The organism is Streptomyces polyrhachis (genome assembly GCF_042663125.1).
Lineage (GTDB): Bacteria > Actinomycetota > Actinomycetes > Streptomycetales > Streptomycetaceae > Streptomyces > Streptomyces polyrhachii.
In genome coordinates this window covers 105346-122053 of the sequence record NZ_JBHSZO010000004.1, presented here as the reverse complement: position 1 = coordinate 122053, position 16708 = coordinate 105346, and the positions used below count along the sequence as shown (strand labels likewise).

At 72.6% G+C, this 16708-nt stretch carries 16 protein-coding genes; 10 read left to right on the top strand and 6 right to left on the bottom strand.

Annotated features, from left to right (window positions below; all coding sequences use genetic code 11):
- Window positions 1-4: 4 nt before the first annotated feature.
- The 4 genes from ACFQLX_RS03965 to ACFQLX_RS03950 all read left to right on the top strand — a co-directional run bounded on the left by ACFQLX_RS03965 (window position 5) and on the right by ACFQLX_RS03950 (window position 3640).
- Window positions 5-1510 carry an aldehyde dehydrogenase family protein gene (locus ACFQLX_RS03965; RefSeq protein WP_386411943.1) on the top strand — a complete coding sequence of 502 codons (1506 nt, stop codon included), beginning with the start codon at window positions 5-7 and terminating at the stop codon, window positions 1508-1510.
- A complete protein-coding gene (locus tag ACFQLX_RS03960) occupies window positions 1510-2406 on the top strand; it encodes an aldehyde dehydrogenase family protein (RefSeq protein WP_386411941.1) in 897 nt (298 codons plus the stop codon). Before ACFQLX_RS03965 ends, ACFQLX_RS03960 begins: the two co-directional genes overlap by 1 nt.
- Window positions 2406-3020 (top strand): uridine kinase, encoded by a 615-nt coding sequence (locus ACFQLX_RS03955; RefSeq protein WP_386411939.1) that lies wholly within the window; start codon window positions 2406-2408, stop codon window positions 3018-3020. The genes ACFQLX_RS03960 and ACFQLX_RS03955 overlap by 1 nt, the downstream gene beginning before the upstream one ends.
- 152 nt (window positions 3021-3172) lie before the next feature.
- Window positions 3173-3640 carry a VanZ family protein gene (locus ACFQLX_RS03950; RefSeq protein ID WP_386411937.1) on the top strand — a complete coding sequence of 156 codons (468 nt, stop codon included), beginning with the start codon at window positions 3173-3175 and terminating at the stop codon, window positions 3638-3640.
- Between the two features lie 37 nt (window positions 3641-3677).
- Here ACFQLX_RS03950 and ACFQLX_RS03945 read toward each other — a convergent pair whose 3' ends face one another.
- Entirely contained in the window at window positions 3678-4244 is a 567-nt protein-coding gene (locus ACFQLX_RS03945; protein ID WP_386411935.1) for a DinB family protein, read from the bottom strand.
- Window positions 4245-4412: 168 nt separating this feature from the next.
- On the opposite strand from ACFQLX_RS03945, the gene ACFQLX_RS03940 reads away from it, so the two are divergent.
- Together ACFQLX_RS03940 and ACFQLX_RS03935 are read left to right on the top strand one after the other, a co-directional pair.
- Entirely contained in the window at window positions 4413-5471 is a 1059-nt protein-coding gene (locus ACFQLX_RS03940) for a hypothetical protein (protein ID WP_386411933.1), read from the top strand.
- A 168-nt stretch (window positions 5472-5639) separates the two neighbouring features.
- On the top strand, window positions 5640-5855 hold the full coding sequence (locus ACFQLX_RS03935; protein ID WP_386411931.1) for an antitoxin: 216 nt from the start codon (window positions 5640-5642) through the stop codon (window positions 5853-5855).
- Window positions 5856-5914: 59 nt separating this feature from the next.
- Here ACFQLX_RS03935 and ACFQLX_RS03930 read toward each other — a convergent pair whose 3' ends face one another.
- Both ACFQLX_RS03930 and ACFQLX_RS03925 read right to left on the bottom strand, forming a co-directional pair.
- On the bottom strand, window positions 5915-6253 hold the full coding sequence (locus ACFQLX_RS03930) for a hypothetical protein (protein ID WP_386411929.1): 339 nt from the start codon (window positions 6251-6253) through the stop codon (window positions 5915-5917).
- Between the two features lie 244 nt (window positions 6254-6497).
- Window positions 6498-7613 (bottom strand): adenosine deaminase, encoded by a 1116-nt coding sequence (locus ACFQLX_RS03925; RefSeq protein WP_386411927.1) that lies wholly within the window; start codon window positions 7611-7613, stop codon window positions 6498-6500.
- Between the two features lie 162 nt (window positions 7614-7775).
- Here ACFQLX_RS03925 and ACFQLX_RS03920 point away from each other — a divergent pair, with 162 nt between their 5' ends.
- The gene (locus ACFQLX_RS03920; protein WP_386411926.1) at window positions 7776-8525 is read left to right on the top strand and encodes a dienelactone hydrolase family protein; all 750 of its coding nucleotides are present in this window, start codon (window positions 7776-7778) and stop codon (window positions 8523-8525) included.
- A 257-nt stretch (window positions 8526-8782) separates the two neighbouring features.
- Here the strand turns inward: ACFQLX_RS03920 and ACFQLX_RS03915 are convergent, their stop codons facing one another.
- Both ACFQLX_RS03915 and ACFQLX_RS03910 read right to left on the bottom strand, forming a co-directional pair.
- A complete protein-coding gene (locus tag ACFQLX_RS03915) occupies window positions 8783-10468 on the bottom strand; it encodes a phospho-sugar mutase (protein WP_386411924.1) in 1686 nt (561 codons plus the stop codon).
- A gap of 49 nt (window positions 10469-10517) precedes the next feature.
- Window positions 10518-11327, bottom strand: a complete 810-nt coding sequence (locus tag ACFQLX_RS03910; RefSeq protein ID WP_386411922.1) for a purine-nucleoside phosphorylase — start codon at window positions 11325-11327, stop codon at window positions 10518-10520.
- Window positions 11328-11475: 148 nt separating this feature from the next.
- Between ACFQLX_RS03910 and ACFQLX_RS03905 the strand changes: the two genes are divergently transcribed.
- Window positions 11476-12918: an NAD(P)H-quinone dehydrogenase gene (locus tag ACFQLX_RS03905; protein ID WP_386411920.1), complete on the top strand. Its 1443-nt coding sequence runs from the start codon at window positions 11476-11478 to the stop codon at window positions 12916-12918.
- Between the two features lie 172 nt (window positions 12919-13090).
- Window positions 13091-13987 carry a DeoR/GlpR family DNA-binding transcription regulator gene (locus tag ACFQLX_RS03900; protein WP_386412113.1) on the top strand — a complete coding sequence of 299 codons (897 nt, stop codon included), beginning with the start codon at window positions 13091-13093 and terminating at the stop codon, window positions 13985-13987.
- Between the two features lie 144 nt (window positions 13988-14131).
- Here the strand turns inward: ACFQLX_RS03900 and ACFQLX_RS03895 are convergent, their stop codons facing one another.
- On the bottom strand, window positions 14132-15895 hold the full coding sequence (locus ACFQLX_RS03895) for an acetyl/propionyl/methylcrotonyl-CoA carboxylase subunit alpha (RefSeq protein ID WP_386411918.1): 1764 nt from the start codon (window positions 15893-15895) through the stop codon (window positions 14132-14134).
- Between the two features lie 379 nt (window positions 15896-16274).
- Here ACFQLX_RS03895 and ACFQLX_RS03890 point away from each other — a divergent pair, with 379 nt between their 5' ends.
- On the top strand, window positions 16275-16700 hold the full coding sequence (locus tag ACFQLX_RS03890) for a hypothetical protein (protein ID WP_386411916.1): 426 nt from the start codon (window positions 16275-16277) through the stop codon (window positions 16698-16700).
- Window positions 16701-16708: the final 8 nt, after the last annotated feature.

Sequence of the window (16708 nt, the reverse complement as noted above, 5' to 3'; positions counted from 1 at the left end):
CGAGATGGCAAGCAGCACATCCCGGGCGTTCGAGTACGCCCCCGCGCCCGAGTCGCGGTCCGTCGTGGACATCGCCCCCTCCTACGGGCTCTTCGTCGACGGCGAGTTCACCGAGGCGGCCGACGGCAAGGTCTTCAAGACGATCTCCCCCTCGACCGAGGAGGTCCTGGCCGAGGTCGCCCAGGCCGGCCAGGCGGACGTGGACCGCGCGGTGAAGGCCGCCCGCAAGGCGTTCCCCGCCTGGGCCGCGCTCCCCGGCGCCGAGCGCGGGAAGTACCTCTTCCGCATCGCCCGCATCATCCAGGAGCGCTCGCGCGAGCTGGCCGTCCTGGAGACCCTCGACAACGGCAAGCCCATCCGCGAGACCCGCGACGCCGACCTCCCCCTGGTCGCCGCGCACTTCTTCTACTACGCGGGCTGGGCCGACAAGCTCGACCACGCGGGCCTGGGCCCGGGCCCGCGCCCGCTGGGCGTGGCCGGCCAGGTCATCCCGTGGAACTTCCCGCTGCTGATGCTGGCCTGGAAGATCGCCCCCGCGCTGGCCGCCGGCAACACCGTGGTCCTCAAGCCCGCCGAGACCACCCCGCTGAGCGCGCTGTTCTTCGCCGACATCTGCCGCCAGGCCGGACTGCCGCGCGGCGTCGTCAACATCCTCACCGGTGACGGCGCCACGGGCGCCGCGCTGGTCGAGCACGAGGGCGTCGACAAGGTCGCCTTCACCGGCTCCACGGCCGTCGGCAAGGCGATCGTCCGCGCCGTCGCCGGTACGGACAAGAAGCTCACCCTGGAGCTGGGCGGCAAGGGCGCCAACATCGTCTTCGACGACGCCCCCATCGACCAGGCCGTCGAGGGCATCGTCAACGGCATCTTCTTCAACCAGGGCCAGGTCTGCTGCGCCGGCTCGCGCCTCCTGGTCCAGGAGTCGATCCGCGACGAGCTGCTCGACTCCCTCAAGCGCCGGCTGTCCACCCTGCGCCTGGGCGACCCGCTCGACAAGAACACCGACATCGGCGCGATCAACTCCGCCGAGCAGCTGGCCCGTATCACCGAGCTGGCCGAATCGGGCGAAGCGGAGGGCGCGCAGCGCTGGACCGCGCCGTGCGAGATCCCCCAGGACGGCTTCTGGTTCGCGCCGACGCTCTTCACCGACGTCACCCAGGCGCACCGCATCGCCCGCGAGGAGATCTTCGGCCCGGTGCTGTCCGTGCTGACCTTCCGCACCCCCGCGGAGGCGGTCGCCAAGGCCAACAACAGCCAGTACGGGCTCTCCGCCGGCATCTGGACGGAGAAGGGCTCGCGCATCCTGGCGGTCGCCGACGGCCTGCGGGCCGGGGTGATCTGGGCCAACACCTTCAACAAGTTCGACCCGACCTCGCCGTTCGGCGGCTACAAGGAGTCGGGATTCGGCCGCGAGGGCGGCCGGCAGGGCCTGGAGGCGTACCTCGCCCCCGCGGCGCCCACCGAGCGGCCCGCCCCGTCCGCCCCGTCGAAGTCGAAGGCGAGTGAGTGATGAGCGCATCGGACAACGGGCGGCTGCCCGTCCTGAAGACCTACAAGAACTTCGTCGGGGGTACGTTCCCCCGCTCCGAGAGCGGACGGGTGTACGAGGTGTCTGACGCGAAGGACCGCTGGCTGGCGAACGCCCCGCAGTCCTCGCGCAAGGACGCCCGCGACGCGGTCGTCGCCGCCCGCAAGGCGTTCGGCGCCTGGTCGGGCGCGACCGCGTACAACCGGGGCCAGATCCTCTACCGCGTCGCGGAGATGCTGGAGGGCCGCCGCGAGCAGTACACCGCCGAGGTCGCCGAGGCCGAGGGGCTGTCGAAGGCCAAGGCCGCCGCCCAGGTGGACGCGGCAATCGACCGCTGGGTCTGGTACGCCGGGTGGACGGACAAGTTCACGCAGGTCATGGGTGGTACGAACCCGGTCGCCGGCCCGTTCTTCAACCTCTCCACCCCCGAGCCCACCGGCGTCGTCGCCGTCCTGGCCCCGCAGCGCTCCTCGCTGCTGGGCCTGGTCTCGGTCCTCGCCCCCGTGATCGCCACCGGCAACACGGCCGTCGTCGTCGCCTCCGAGAAGCACCCCCTGCCGGCGCTCTCCCTGGGCGAGGTGCTGGCCACCTCCGACGTCCCCGGCGGCACGGTCAACATCCTCGCCGGCCGCACCGCCGAGCTCGCCCCGACGCTGGCCGCGCACCAGGACGTCAACGCCATCGACCTCACCGGCGCTCCGCCGGAGCTGGCGGTGGAGCTGGAGGTCGCCTCGGCGGACAACCTCAAGCGCGTGCTGCGCCCCGGCCGGGACGACTGGGCGGCCGACCCGGGCCTGACCCGGCTGGCCGCCTTCCTGGAGACCAAGACGGTCTGGCACCCCACGGGCTCGCTGGGCGTCGGGGGCTCGGCGTACTGATGCCCGACCCGCACCGCCGCGTCATCCTCCTCACCGGTCCCTCCGGTTCCGGGAAGTCCCACCTCGCCGCCGAGGCGGGACTTCCCGCGCTGCGCCTGGACGACTTCTACAAGGAGGCCGGCGACCCCACGCTGCCCCGCCTCCCCGGCGACCTGGGCGTCGACTGGGACGCCCCCTCGTCGTGGAACGCCGCGGCGGCCGTCACGGCGATCGAGGAGCTGTGCCGCACCGGCCGCACCGACACCCCGGTGTACGACCTCGGGCTGAGCGCGGTCACCGGCCGCGAGGTCCTCGACCTCGGGGCGGCGCGGATCTTCGTCGCGGAGGGCATCTTCGCCGCGGAGATCGCGGCCGCCTGCGCGACGCGCGGCCTGCTGGCGGACGCGATCTGCCTGCACCGGGGCGCGGTGCGCACTTTCCGCCGCCGCCTCCTGCGCGACCTGCGCGAGGGGCGCAAGGCCCCGCACGTCCTGGTCCGCCGCGGCTGGCGCCTGATGCGCGCCGAGCCGGCGGTCGTCGCCCGCCAGACCGACCTGGGCGCGTACGCCTGCGACAAGCGCGAGGCGCTGGAGCGGATCGCGGCGGCGAAGTCGGCGGTGGGAGTGGAGGGGTAGGGCGACCGGCCCCTCCGGCGGCCTCGTCTCCCCGTACGGCAGCCGCGCCCGCCGGAAGCGGAACCGCGGCGGCTTTCCGCGGCGTCTTCGACGGTGTGCAGCGTCAAGCGCCCGCGTGGCGGGCACCGGTAGCGATCCGTGCGGCGGCGGCCGTGCTCCTCGCGGGCCAGCTGGCCCTTGTCTGGTGGTTCACGCTGCGCCCCGCCTCCCCGCCGTGGGTGCACGGCACGAACCTGCGACCCCTGCACACCATCCGCACCGACCTCGCGGCGGGCGGCTGGGAGGCGGTCGCCGGCCTCGGCGGCGGGCTGCTGCTCCTGGCCCCGCTGGGCGTGCTGCTGCCGCTGCTCGCCGGCCGGCTGTACGTCTCCACGGCCGGCTCCCTGGCCCGTACGGTCTTCGCCGCCGCGATGCTCTCGCTCGCGGTGGAGCTGCTGCGCACCACGATCCCCGGCCAGGTCGGGGACGTGGACGCGCTGCTGCTCAACACGGCGGGCGTCGCGGTGGCACACCTCGCGGTGGTCCCGGCGGTACGGGCGGCGCTGCGGCGCCGGACCCGCGCGGGCGGCACACGCCGGAAGCACGTCCGGGGGGCGCTCCGGCTGACCCTGAACGCGTAGGACCGCCCCAGGAGTTGGGACGGGACTCCGCCCCGCTCTACTGCCCCACCCGGCCGTCCACGCACTCGCGCAGCAGGTCCGCGTGGCCGCAGTGGCGGGCGTACTCCTCGACGCGGTGCACGAGCAGCTCCCGGATCGAGATCCGGTCCTTGCCGACCCGCTCGCCCAGGTCCTGGAACCCGGCCAGCGCGGCGTCCATCGCGGCCTGCTCGCGCTTCAGGTCGGCGTAGGAGGCGTCGACCACGGCCTGGTCGGCGACGGCCCCGTCGAAGTCCCCGTCGCGCACGCCGTAGAGCTTCGGCAGCGGCTCGTGGCCGAGCCAGCCGATCCAGTCCCGCTCCACCTCGGCGAGATGCCGGACCAGCCCGAGCAGCGACATGGTCGACGGCGGCACCGACCGCATCGCCAACTGCTCCGGCGTGAGCCCCTCGCACTTCATCAGCAGGGTCATCCGGTAGTTCGCCAGATAGTCCTGCAGCGTCGCCAACTCCCCTTCGGGCGGCGCCCCTTCGCTCTCACGCGGATCATCGCCCGGATCGGTCCACATATCGGGGTAGACGCTCGCCTGGGTCCACCGCTCGGGTTGCTCACTCATGAACCGCATGATCGCGGCTGCGGGCCCGGGAGCGCCACCGGGTTTCCGTCCCGGGCCGGGCGGTGGGCGCCGCGGGACGCCGTGCCATCATGCGACGCGCCCCGGAGCGGGGACGGGAGCGGTTCGCTAGGCAGGGAGTCCGGTGTGAAGACGGGTGGGGGTCAGGGCGGTTCGTCCGTGCCTGACGAGGAATGGGAGCGCTTTCTGCGGGATGCGGCAGCCGGTACGGCGGACGCTCCCAGGGAGCCGTCCGCGTGGGTCAGGAGCGAGAGGCAGCGGCTGCGGGAGGAGCCCGCGGGCGCGCAGGTGCGGCGCCCGCACCCGCCGGCCCGGCCCGGCCGGAAGAGGGGCTGGTACGCGGTCGGGCTGCTGGCCTCGGTGGCGCTGCTGGCCGTGGCGCTGGACCCGGGGCGGGTGGTCGGCTGGTTCGACGGCGGCCCGGCCGGCACGCCCCTCGCCGCGGAGTCGGAGCGCCCGAGCCAGGCGCCCCCTGCGGAGAGCGATCAACGGCCCACGCCCGACGACCCGTTCAGGGGCTCGCCCGCCGCCCGCTGGTCGGACGGCGCGGCCGGGATCACAGTGCCGGAGGCCAGGGCGACCGGCTGGATGGACCGGGCGCAGGTGGCACGGGCGCTGGGGCGGACCCGGGACTTCCTCGCTGCCGCCAGCCTGGATCCCGAGGTGCTGCGGGGCGGACGTCCCGGAAAGGCGACCGCGCTGATCAGCCCGCACCAGAAGGACGTCCAGTCCTACCTCCGGGCGGCGTTCCGCGCGCCGAGCGCGCAGGACGACCCGCTGCTGCTCTTCAGCCGGTTCGACCCCTCCCACACGCGCCTCGTCGGGGACGTGGTCAAGACCCGGGGCCGGCTCACGTACCGGGAGGGCGAGCGCGGCGCGCTCCAGGTGGCCGGCGACGTCACGTACGTGTACCCCGTCGCGCCGGCGGCGGGCGGCGACGAGGTCGTCCGGACGATCGTGCGGCGCGAGGTGGTGCTGAACTGGGACGACCCCTCGAAGGTGATCACCGAGCCGGGGACCTTCTCCCTCGTCTCGTACAAGGTCGACATGACCAACGGCGGCTGTGGCGCACCCACCGGCTACCTCACCCCTCCGTTCGGCACGGAGCAGGCGGCCAGGAGCGACGGTCCCGAGGTCGACCCGTACGACCGCAGCACCTCGATCAGAGGGGGCGGCGCGGCCTCGGACGAGGGGTGCGCGACCGCGACGCGGTCGTAGGGCGGCGCGCACGGCCACCCGTACGTGATCCCCCCAGCGGGGATAGCGGGCGCGGGTGTGGGCAGGCTCATGGGCGGGAGCTGTGGGAAACCGCAGGTCCGGGGGATGCGGATGCAGTTCCGGCGTGGAGTCGGGATGCTGGAGGGGGCAGGAAGCTAAGGAGCCACCATGTCCATGATCGACAAGCTCAAGCAGAAGTTGAAGGGCCACGAGAAGCACGTCTCGCAGGCCGTCGACAAGGCCGGGGACCTGGTCGACCGCAAGACCCACGGCAAGTACCGCAAGCACGTCGACACCGCGCAGGCCAAGGTCAAGGAGCAGCTCGGCAAGGACGGCGGCAAGGACGGCGGCATGGGCGGGGGCGGTGCGACGCCGCCCCGGTGACCGCGCACGCGCGAGGGCCGCGCCCCCCGGACGGGGGGCGCGGCCCTCGCGGTCGTGCGTCAGCGGGTGAGGCCGCCCAGGTTCTCGTAGAGGCCGTCGACCGTCATGGACGGGTCGGCGTAGGCGACGTCCTCAAGCGTCGCGTCGCCCAGGTCGGCGACCGTGTGGACGGGGTGCTCGGTGACCTCGGTCAGCGTGCCCTCGTCGAGGCCGGCGACGTCGGTGAGGCCGTCGGTCTCGCTCAGCAGCGCGTCGGGGAGGCTGATGGTCGTACCGAGACCGGTGACATCGATCTTCGGCAGTGCGACCGGGGTGTCCGCGGCGTTGGCGGCGCCCGCCGACACGGCGGCGAAGGCCGCACCGAGCAGCGTGGCACCCAGAATCCTGCGGGTCTTCATGGAAATTCGATCCTCGTCCTCGTCGGCTGGAAGTCGCCTGGAACAGCGCGTCTCGCCGAGGCGGGCCGGAAGTCCCCGTTTCCGCCTCGGACTTTTCCGAAGCTAGCAGCACGGGGCGCGGTCAATTGCAAAACGCCGCGCCGCCCCAAACACCCCGAGGCCGCCGGGAGTTCTACCCGTACGGCCCCATCGCGTGTTCATAGGATCAGTGATCAGATTCCACTGCGGTGCAGGTCAACGGCCCCTAGCGGAAAAGCCATTCCGACTTCAGCTCCGCGTAACCGGGCTTGATGACCTCGTTGATCATGGCGAGTCGTTCATCGAAAGGAATGAACGCGGACTTCATCGCGTTGACGGTGAACCACTGCATATCGTCCAGCGTGTAGCCGAACGCCTCCGCCAGGTGCTCGAACTCCCGACTCATGCTCGTCCCGCTCATCAGCCGGTTGTCGGTGTTCACCGTGGTGCGGAAATGCAGCTTGCGCAGCAGCCCGATCGGGTGCTCGTCGTACGAACTCGCCGCCCCGGTCTGCAGGTTGGACGAGGGGCACATCTCCAGCGGGATCCGCTTGTCGCGCACGTACGCCGCCAGCGGGCCGAGGGTGACGCTGCCGTCCTCCGCGACCTCGATGTCGTCGATGATCCGCACCCCGTGCCCGAGCCGGTCCGCGCCGCACCACTGCAGCGCCTGCCAGATCGACGGCAGCCCGAAGGCCTCGCCGGCGTGGATCGTGAAGTGGTTGTTCTCGCGCTTGAGGTACTCGAAGGCGTCCAGGTGCCGGGTCGGCGGGTGCCCCGCCTCCGCGCCGGCGATGTCGAAGCCGACGACCCCCTCGCCCCGGTAGCGGTTGGCCAGCTCGGCGATCTCCAGCGCGCGGGCGGCGTGGCGCATCGCGGTGAGCAGCGCGCCGACGCGGATGCGGTGGCCCTGCTCCTTCGCGCGGCGCTCGCCCTCGCGGAAGCCCTCGTTGACCGCCTCGACGACCTCCTCCAGGGTCAGGCCGCCCTCCAGGTGCTGCTCGGGCGCGTAGCGCACCTCGGCGTACACCACCCCGTCGGCGGCCAGGTCCTGCGCGCACTCGGCGGCCACCCGCACCAGCGCCTCGCGGGTCTGCATCACCGCGCAGGTGTGCGCGAACGTCTCCAGGTACCGCTCCAGCGAGCCGGAGTCGGCGGCCTCCCGGAACCAGGTCCCGAGCTTCTCCGGGTCGGTCTCGGGCAGTTGCGTGTAGCCGCCCTCGGCGGCCAGCTCCACGATCGTCCTGGGCCGCAGCCCGCCGTCGAGGTGGTCGTGCAGCAGCACCTTGGGGGCGCGCTTGATCTGCTCGGGGGTGGGTACCCCCAGGGTCTCGCTCTTCATCCCCGCACCATAGCGCCAGCAGGGCTACGCGCGTAGAGATGGGGGTTCGGCGGGCGGTTCGGGAGCATGGTCCAGGTGTACGCCGGTACGGGCGTGCGAGGGCGGGAGGGAGGTTCCCTCCGACGGGTACCGCAAGGTGGCGGCATCTGCCAGGGTGGCGCCATGCTGACGCGTTCCGAGGTCGCGGGCCGCTCCCGCAAGGCGGCGCTTGGCCGGCCCCTGGGGCCGGGGGGTGCGCCGCAGGGGGTTGTCCTGCTGCTGCCCGCCGGTGAGGCACTGGGTGTACGGCGCTCCACGTGGCGGGCCGGTGCGGCGCTGCTGCCGCTGGCCCGGGGGCTGGTGCGGGCGGGCGGGGAGGACGGGCTCGCCGCGCACGTGGTGCGGTACCGCATGCGCGGGTGGAACGGGGAGGACGCCGATCCCGTCCAGGACGCGCTGTGGGCCGTGGACGAGGTCGTGCGTCGGCACGGGGATGTGCCGGTGGCGCTCGTCGGGGTCGATATGGGTGGGCGGGCTGCGTTGCGGGCCGCGGGGCATTCGGCTGTGGTGTGCGCGGTGGCGCTGGCGCCGTGGCTGCCTGCGGGCGCGGTGGGCGAGGAGCCGGTCAAGCAGTTGGGTGGGCGGCGGGTGCTGATCGTTCATGGGACCGATGACGCGTATGTCGGGCCTGAGGTGTCGTATCGGCTTGCCGAGCGGGTGAAGAAGGGGAATCGGGATGTGTGCCGCTTTGAGGTGCACTCCGATGGGCATGCGCTTGCTCAGCATCGGGGGGAAGTCACCGCGTTGGCCGCTGACTTCGTGGTGGGGTGTCTTTTCGAGCGGGACTTCAGTCGGCCTGTGACCGATGCGTTGGCTGCGCCGCCGCCGTTGGGGTTGCGGATGCCGTTGGCTGCGGGGTTCGGGGGGCGGTGAGGCTGCGCCTCTCTACGGGGGGCTGCTTCGTCGTGGGGGCGGGGCCTCTCCACGACAACTCCGAAAAGCCATAGGGATGTACTGGCCATCGGTCGATTTGCTGCTCTGTCGGGGGCCTGCGTTGCGGAGGGTCTTTTCGGAGTCGTCGTTCCGGGCCCCTCACACCGGCGGCCGGCTTCCTGTTGCGCTTGGGGGCGTTCTCGAGCCGGGCCCCTCGCTGGGGTCGGGCCGTTTCCGTTGTGCTTGGGTGGGTTTCTTTAGATTCCCGCTGACTGGGCCAGGTCTTTTTTGATTGCTGCCAGGGTTTCTGCTGCTCGGGTGTGGGCTGCGGGGAGGTCGGTGGGGGTGGGGACCGGGATCACTGTTTCCAGGTAGCACTTCAGTTTGGGTTCTGTGCCGCTGGGGCGGACGATCACTCGGGCTTTTTCGATGCCTCGGGTGTCGTCGCCTGACAGGTGGTAGCGCAGGCCGTCTGTGGGGGGGAGGAGGTCTGTGCCCTTGGCCAGGTCTTCTGCGGTGGTTACCTGGAGGCCCGCCAGTTCGGTGGGGGGGTGGGTGCGGAGGCGGTCCATCGCGGTGGCGATCAGGGAGAGGTCTTCCACGCGGACCGAGAGCTGGTCGGTTGCGTGCAGGCCGTGGCGGAGGGCCAGGTCGTCCAGGAGGTCCTGGAGGGTGCGGTTCTCCGACTTCAGCTCTGCTGCCAGTTCCGCGATTTCCAGGGCCGCGGTGATGCCGTCCTTGTCGCGTACGCCGTCGGGGTCCACGCAGTAGCCGAGGGCCTCCTCGTAGCCGAAGCGGAGGTTGTCCACGCGGGAGAGCCACTTGAAGCCGGTCAGGGTCTCCTCGTAGGGCAGTCCTGCTTCTTCGGCGATTCTGCCGAGGAGGGAGGAGGAGACGATCGAGGCGGCCAGGGTGCCCCGGGCGCCCTTGTTGACCAGGTGGGTGGCCAGGAGGGCGCCCACCTCGTCGCCGCGCAGCATGCGCCAGCCGGCGGGGGCCTGGGCGTCGGGGATCGCGACGGCGCAGCGGTCGGCGTCGGGGTCGTTGGCGATGATCAGGTCGGGGGTGTGGGCGCGGGCGGTGGCGAAGGCCAGGTCCATCGCGCCGGGTTCTTCCGGGTTGGGGAAGGCGACGGTGGGGAACTCCGGGTCGGGGAGGGCCTGTTCGGCCACCGGGATCGGGGCGTCGAAGCCGGCCCGTACGAACGCCTCGCGCAGGGTCTCGGCGCCCACGCCGTGCAGGGCGGTGTGGACCACGCGCAGGTCGCGGGGGCTGCCGGGGGCGACGACGGAGGCCGCCCGGTCGAGGTACGCCTCCAGGGCCTCCTGGCCCAGGGTCTCCCAACCGGACCGGGGGCGGGGGACGGTGGCGAGGGGGCCCACCGCTTCGATCTCCGCCGCGATCTCCGCGTCGGCGGGGGGCACGATCTGCGAGCCGTCGCCCAGGTAGACCTTGTAGCCGTTGTCGCGCGGCGGGTTGTGGCTCGCGGTGACCTCGACGCCCGCGACCGCGCCCAGGTGGCGGATCGCGAAGGCCAGCACCGGGGTGGGCAGCGGGCCGGGGAGCAGCGCGGCGCGCAGGCCGGCGCCGGTCATCACGGCGGCGGTGTCGCGGGCGAACTCGTCGCTCTTGTGGCGGGCGTCGTAGCCGATGACCACCAGTCCGGCGTCTGGGGTGTTGTGGGGCACGCCCTGCTTCTTCAGGTACGCGGCCAGGCCCGCCGCCGCTCGGATGACCACCGCGCGGTTCATCCGCATCGGGCCCGCGCCCAGTTCGCCGCGCAGTCCCGCCGTGCCGAACTGCAGCGTCCCGGCGAAACGGTCCGCCAGCGCCTCCGCGTCACCGGCCTCGATCAGCGCGGCCAGCTCGGCGCGCGTCTCGGGGTCCGGGTCCTCGGCGAGCCAGGCCGCCGCCTCGGAGTTCAGGTCTGCGTGCTCTGCCACGGGGGTGGTCCTTTCCGGGGGCCGGCCGGGGTGGGGGTGGGGGCTTCGCTTAGAGGCGGGGCAGTACGTCGGCGAGGAGGGCGCCCATCTGCGCGGCGGAGTCCTTGCCGGCCTGGAGGACCTCCTCGTGGTTGAGGGGTTCGCCCGTCATGCCGGCGGCGAGGTTCGTCACCAGGGAGATGCCCAGGACGTCCGCGCCGGCCTCGCGGGCGGCGATGGCCTCCAGCGTGGTGGACATGCCGACCAGGTCGCCGCCGAGGCGGCGGATCATCTCGATCTCCGCCGGGGTCTCGTAGTGCGGGCCGGGGAGCTGGACGTAGACGCCCTCCTCCAGGGTGGGGTCCACCTCCTTGCACAGCTCGCGCAGGCGCGGGGAGTAGAGGCCGGTGAGGTCCACGAAGTTCGCGCCGACGATCGGGGAGGTCGCCGTCAGGTTGATGTGGTCGCTGATCAGCACCGGCTGGCCGGGGCGCATGCCCTCGCGCAGGCCGCCGCAGCCGTTGGTCAGCACGATGGTGCCGCAGCCCGCCGCGACGGCGGTGCGCACGCCGTGGGAGACGGCGGCCACGTCGCGCGACTCGTAGTAGTGGCTGCGGCCCAGGAAGACCAGCACCCGCTTGTCCCCGACGAGGTAGCTGCGGACCGTGCCCGCGTGGCCCTCGACCGACGGCGCCGGGAAACCGGGCAGGTCGGTCACCGGGAACTCGGCTTCGGGCACGCCGAGCGCCTCCGCCGCCGGCACCCAGCCGGAGCCCATGACGAGCGCGACGTCGTGGGTCTCGGCGCCGGTGATCCGGCGCAGCTCTTCGGCTGCGGCCTTGGCCGCGCCCTTGGGGTCAGAGGAAACTGATGCGTTCACGGCGCTGATCCTACGCGCGTAGAAGTGGGTTGGCGGCTCGGGTGGTGCGAAGGGCGTACGGACGGTGACTCCCCGCGTCCGCCGCCGCGCCGCCGCCCGCCCCCGTACGGCGCCCCCCGGGCGGAGGCGGCGGGGTGCGTACGGGACAATGGGGTACGTGACTCGGATCGTGATCATCGGTGGCGGACCCGGCGGATACGAAGCTGCCCTGGTGGCGGCCCAACTCGGCGCGGAGGTGACGGTCGTCGACTGCGACGGCCTGGGCGGCGCGTCGGTGCTGACCGACTGCGTGCCGTCCAAGACGCTCATCGCCACGGCCGAGGTCATGACGAACTTCGACTCCTCGCACGAGGAGCTGGGCATCCTCGTCGCCGACGACACCCCGCCGCTGGAGCAGTCCGCGCGGGTCGTCGGCGTCGACCTCGGCAAGGTCAACCGGCGTGTCAAGCGCCTCGCGCTGGCCCAGTCGCACGACATCACCGCCGCCGTGACCCGCGCCGGCGGCAAGGTGCTGCGCGGCCGCGGCCGCGTCGGCCCCACCCAGAACCCGGACGGCTCGCGCCAGGTCACGGTCACCGCCGCGGACGGCACCGTGCGCGAGCTGGTCGCCGACGCCGTGCTCGTCGCCACCGGCGGCACCCCGCGCGAGCTGCCCGACGCGCTGCCCGACGGCGAGCGCATCCTGAACTGGAAGCACGTCTACGACCTGGAGGAGCTGCCCGAGGAGCTGATCGTGGTCGGCTCCGGCGTCACGGGCGCCGAGTTCGCCGGCGCGTACCAGGCGCTCGGCTCCAAGGTCACCCTCGTCTCCAGCCGCGAGCGCGTGCTGCCCGGCGAGGACCCCGACGCCGCCGCCGTGCTGGAGGACGTCTTCCGCCGCCGCGGCATGAACGTCATGGCCCGCTCGCGCGCCGCCTCCGCCAAGCGGGTGGGCGACCGGGTGGAGGTCACCCTGGCCGACGGGCGGACCATCTCCGGTACGCACTGCCTGATGGCCGTCGGCGCCATCCCCAACAGCGACGGCATGGGCCTGGCCGAGGCCGGTGTCGGGCTGACCGATTCCGGCCACATCGTCACCGACCGCGTCTCGCGTACGTCCGCCCCCGGCATCTACGCCGCCGGTGACGTCACGGGCGTCTTCGCGCTCGCCTCCGTCGCCGCGATGCAGGGCCGGATCGCGATGTACCACTTCCTGGGCGACTCGGTCACCCCGCTGGACCTCAAGGCCGTCTCCGGCAACGTCTTCACCGACCCCGAGATCGCCACCGTCGGCTACCAGCAGGCCGACATCGACGCGGGCCGGATCGAGGCGGTGGGCATGAAGCTGCCGCTGCTGCGCAACCCGCGCGCCAAGATGCAGGGCATCCGCGACGGTTTCGTGAAGCTCTTCTGCCGGCCGGGGACGGGAATCGTGGTGGGCGGGGTGGTCGTCGCTCCCCGTGCGAGTGAACTCATCCATCCCATCTCGATCGCGGTGGACAACAATCTGACCGTGGAGCAGATCGCGAACGCCTTCACGGTCTATCCCTCGCTGTCGGGTTCGATCGCCGAAGTGGCCCGCCAACTGCACGGACGCAAGCTGCAGTCGTAGCTCCGAGCCGACTGCGCACGGGTTTCCGGGCGGTCTTGCGGCGCGTATACCATCATCGGTCAAGCGGTATGGACAGCTTTCGCTAATCGGCGCAAAGAGCTGAAACAAGTCGGTCGATCGCGTTACCGTCAGTTTTGTGTTCGCTGCAGAACGTCGTCAGTTGATCCTGGAAATGGTGCGCGCCAACGGGGCGGTATCCCTCCGGGAGCTAGCCCGTGTCGTCCAGACCTCCGAAGTCACCGTGCGTCGCGACGTACGGGCCCTGGAGGCCGAAGGACTCCTCGACCGCCGGCATGGCGGTGCGGTGCTGCCGGGTGGGTTCACCCGCGAGTCCGGCTTCCCGCAGAAATCCCATCTAGCGACCGCGGAGAAGACGGCGATCGCCGACATCGCGGCCGGATTCGTCTCCGAGGGCGAGGCCGTCGTGGTCGGCGCCGGGACGACGACGCAGGAGCTGGCGCGTCGTCTCGCCCGGGTGCCGGGCCTCACCGTGGTCACCAACTCCCTGCTCGTGGCGCAGGCGTTGGCCCACGCCAACCGTGTCGAGGTCGTGATGACCGGCGGCACGCTGCGTGGCTCGAACTACGCGCTGGTGGGCAGCGGCGCCGAGCAGTCCCTGCAGGGGCTGCGGGTCTCGCGCGCCTTCCTCTCCGGCAGCGGCCTCACGGCCGAGCGCGGGCTGTCCACGTCCAACATGCTCTCCGCGAGCGTGGACCGGGCGCTGGTGCAGGCGGCGGCCGAGGTGGTGGTCCTGGCCGACCACACCAAGCTGGGGACGGACACCATGTTCCAGACCGTGCCCACGGACGTGATCACGCGCCTGGTGACGGACGAGCCGCCCCCCGGGGAGGAGCGTGCCGCCACGGAGTTGCAGGCGCTCGCCGACCAGGGGGTGCAGATCTCCGTCGCGGGCTCGGCCCAGCTCCCCGGTGAGCAGGCGCGCCCGGCGCGGATGGCGCGCGGCGAGGTCGCGCTGCCGGGCCAGCGCCGGGTCCGCCCCAACGGGGCGGGTGCGGCCCCGCAGTTGCGGGCGGCGGCGGTGGCGGACCTGGCGCCCCGGCGGCGGTGAGCGCGGGGGCCGCGGGGGTCCGTACCGTACAACCGGCCGGTGGAGCAAGGGTTTCGCGGTCGGTGGCGTAGTCGTACGACAGTTGTGCACACGACGAGCCCCCCGGTGCCGAGTGCACCGGGGGGCTCGTCTGCCGTACGGCCGTCAGTCCTTGATCTCGCAGATCGCCGCGCCCGAGGTCAGGGCCGCGCCCACCTCGACGCCCAGGCCCTTGACGGTGCCGGAGCGGTGGGCGTTGAGGGGCTGCTCCATCTTCATCGCCTCCAGGACGATGATGAGGTCGCCCTCGCTGACCTGCTGGCCCTCCTCGACCGCGACCTTCACGACCGTGCCCTGCATCGGGGAGGCCAGGGTGTCGCCGGAGGCCGCGGCGCCGGCCTTCTTGACCGCCTTGCGCTTGGGGCGCGCGCCGCCCGCCGCGGCGGTGCGGGCCATCTGCATGCCCAGACCGGCCGGGAGGGAGACCTCCAGGCGCTTGCCGCCGACCTCCACGACCACCGTCTCGCGGCCGGACTCCTCCTCGGCGTCCGTCCCGGCGCCGGCGAAGGGGGCGATCGTGTTGTCGAACTCCGTCTCGATCCACCGGGTGTGCACCGTGAAGGGGTCGCCTGCCACCTCGGGGGCGAACGCCGGATCAGCCACCACCGCGCGGTGGAAGGGGACGGCCGTGGCCATGCCCTCCACCTCGAACTCCGCCAGCGCGCGGGCGGCGCGCTGCAGCGCCTGCTCGCGGGTGGCGCCGGTGACGATCAGTTTGGCGAGCAGGGAGTCCCAGGCCGGACCGATGACCGAGCCCGACTCCACGCCGGCGTCCAGGCGTACGCCCGGGCCGGACGGCGGGGCGAACCGGGTGACCGTGCCGGGCGCCGGGAGGAAGCCGCGGCCCGGGTCCTCGCCGTTGATACGGAACTCGAAGGAGTGGCCGCGCACCGCCGGGTCCCCGTAGCCCAGCTCCTCGCCGTCCGCGATGCGGAACATCTCGCGCACGAGGTCGATGCCGGTGACCTCCTCGGTGACCGGGTGCTCCACCTGCAGGCGGGTGTTGACCTCCAGGAAGGAGATCGTGCCGTCCGTGCCGACCAGGAACTCCACCGTGCCGGCGCCGACGTAGCCGGCCTCCTTCAGGATGGCCTTGGACGCCGCGTACAGCTCGGCGTTCTGCTCGGGCGTGAGGAACGGCGCGGGCGCCTCCTCGACGAGCTTCTGGTGGCGGCGCTGCAGCGAGCAGTCGCGGGTGGAGACGACGACCACGTTGCCGTGGGAGTCGGCCAGGCACTGCGTCTCGACGTGGCGCGGCTTGTCGAGGTAGCGCTCGACGAAGCACTCGCCGCGGCCGAAGGCGGCGACCGCCTCGCGGACCGCCGACTCGTACAGCTCCGGCACCTCGTCGAGCGTACGGGCCACTTTCAGCCCCCGACCGCCGCCGCCGAAGGCCGCCTTGATGGCGATGGGCAGGCCGTTCTCGCGGGCGAACGCCACCACCTCCTCGGCCCCGGAGACCGGGTCCGGGGTGCCGGCGACCAGCGGGGCGCCGGCGCGCTGGGCGATGTGCCGGGCGGCGACCTTGTCGCCGAGGTCGCGGATGGCCTGCGGGGGCGGGCCGATCCAGGTCAGGCCCGCGTCGATGACCGCCTGCGCGAAGTCGGCGTTCTCCGACAGGAAGCCGTAACCGGGGTGGACGGCGTCCGCACCCGAGTCGGCTGCCGCCTTCAGGACCTTGGCCATGTCCAGATAGCTGGTGGCCGGGGTGTCACCGCCCAGTGCGAACGCCTCGTCGGCGGCGCGGACATGCAGCGCGTCCCGGTCCGGCTCGGCGTAGACGGCCACACTCGCGATCCCGGCGTCCCGGCAGGCGCGGGCGACCCGGACAGCGATTTCGCCTCGGTTGGCGATGAGCACCTTGCGCACGTTGGCTCCCTCCTAGGAACACCCGTGATTTTAGGTAGTGAGGACACACCGCGCCGAGGCGGACCGGGGCGTGAGCTTGCCCACACGGAGGGTGAGTCGGGGTGCGGGCACGGCCGCACGACCTCAAGTTCCCAAGGTACGCCCGGGAGCGGCCACTGTGTGCGCGGTACGGGTGTGGTCAAGGTCTCGCCACTGTGAGGGCCCCCTCGGCGGGGTTGCTTTGTGGAACCCCTACTAACCGGGCGGCGAATCTTTGCCCGTTGACTTCGCGTGCCCCGCGCCTTGCCGGGAGCGGTACCGCTCAGTAGCGTTCCGGGCGGTGCGGGGGACGGTAAGGGAACGGGGAGAGGGAGGTGCCGGGGTGACGCTCAGACGGGTCATGGCTGTGGTGACCGGGGTGGCGCTGATGCTGGAGGGCGTCGGGATCGCCGGGGTGCAGTGGGTGATGGCCGACTTCCTCGACCGGCAGAACATGTCGCTGGACGGGCTGGAGACCGGGCTGATGTCGGGCGTGGTGCGCGGCGGCGGCCTGCTGACGGGCGGACTGCTGTGCGTGGCCGGGGTGTTCGCGCTGCGGCTGGCGCTGCGGGAGGCGGCGGCGGGGCGGTTCGTACGCCTGCTGCTCGTCTCGGTGGCGGTGGTGCACGCGCTGCTCGCCGTCGTGGTCGCCGCCCTGGTGGGCTGGGGCGCCTTCGCGCTGCTCGCCGTCGTGGGCGGGCTGGTCGTCTTCACGGTCCTGGCCTACGGGCCGGCGCCGGCGGACGACGTACGGGACGCGCCGCCGGCGGTGCCGGCCGTTTCGTAACGGACCAG

Excerpts from the sequence above, each read along its gene's own strand:
- ACFQLX_RS03965 (WP_386411943.1), top strand. The coding sequence starts at position 5 with ATGGCAAGCAGCACATCCCGGGCGTTCGAGTACGCCCCCGCGCCCGAG.
- ACFQLX_RS03960 (WP_386411941.1), top strand. The coding sequence starts at position 1,510 with ATGAGCGCATCGGACAACGGGCGGCTGCCCGTCCTGAAGACCTACAAG.
- ACFQLX_RS03955 (WP_386411939.1), top strand. The coding sequence starts at position 2,406 with ATGCCCGACCCGCACCGCCGCGTCATCCTCCTCACCGGTCCCTCCGGT.
- ACFQLX_RS03945 (WP_386411935.1), bottom strand. The coding sequence starts at position 4,244 with ATGCGGTTCATGAGTGAGCAACCCGAGCGGTGGACCCAGGCGAGCGTC.
- ACFQLX_RS03935 (WP_386411931.1), top strand. The coding sequence starts at position 5,640 with ATGTCCATGATCGACAAGCTCAAGCAGAAGTTGAAGGGCCACGAGAAG.
- ACFQLX_RS03930 (WP_386411929.1), bottom strand. The coding sequence starts at position 6,253 with ATGAAGACCCGCAGGATTCTGGGTGCCACGCTGCTCGGTGCGGCCTTC.
- ACFQLX_RS03925 (WP_386411927.1), bottom strand. The coding sequence starts at position 7,613 with ATGAAGAGCGAGACCCTGGGGGTACCCACCCCCGAGCAGATCAAGCGC.
- ACFQLX_RS03920 (WP_386411926.1), top strand. The coding sequence starts at position 7,776 with ATGCTGACGCGTTCCGAGGTCGCGGGCCGCTCCCGCAAGGCGGCGCTT.
- ACFQLX_RS03905 (WP_386411920.1), top strand. The coding sequence starts at position 11,476 with ATGGGGTACGTGACTCGGATCGTGATCATCGGTGGCGGACCCGGCGGA.
- ACFQLX_RS03900 (WP_386412113.1), top strand. The coding sequence starts at position 13,091 with ATGGTGCGCGCCAACGGGGCGGTATCCCTCCGGGAGCTAGCCCGTGTC.
- ACFQLX_RS03890 (WP_386411916.1), top strand. The coding sequence starts at position 16,275 with ATGGCTGTGGTGACCGGGGTGGCGCTGATGCTGGAGGGCGTCGGGATC.